Origin of the sequence: Pseudomonas sp. 51_B, assembly GCF_017491595.1 — a bacterium.
Lineage (GTDB): Bacteria > Pseudomonadota > Gammaproteobacteria > Pseudomonadales > Pseudomonadaceae > Aquipseudomonas > Aquipseudomonas promysalinigenes.
In genome coordinates, this window is record NZ_JAFGYW010000363.1 from 1 (window position 1) to 454 (window position 454).

A 454-nucleotide genomic window follows, 5' to 3' on the forward strand; every position below is an offset into this window, starting at 1 on the left:
TCCTGGAACTGGTCGACCGGCGCAACCGGGAAGTAGCCGCCCTTCACGCCCGGACGGTGGCCCGTGTTGCCGCCTTCGAATTCCTTCGCCGACGACCACGGCGCTTCTTCCGAGTTGATCTTCACGAAGCAGCCGGACATGTCCGTGTTCCACTGCACCGAGTCGAAAATGAAGAATTCCGGCTCCGGACCGAAGTACGCGGTGTCGCCGATGCCCGTGCTCTTCAGGTAGGCCTCGGCGCGCTTCGCGAGCGAGCGCGGATCGCGCTCGTAGCCCTTGCCGTCCGCCGGCTCGACGACATCGCAGGTCAGCACGAGGGTCGACTCTTCGTAGAACGGGTCGATGAAGGCCGCGTTCGGATCCGGCATGAGCAGCATGTCCGACGCCTCGATGCCCTTCCAGCCCGCGATCGACGAGCCGTCGAACGCGTGGCCGCTTTCGAACTTGTCCTCGC

The 454-nt window shown here is 65.0% G+C and carries 1 protein-coding gene; it reads right to left on the reverse strand.

The window, feature by feature from the left end:
• On the reverse strand, positions 1–454 hold a 454-nt coding region (locus J5M56_RS25250), incomplete at both ends, for a glutamine synthetase beta-grasp domain-containing protein (protein WP_207938090.1).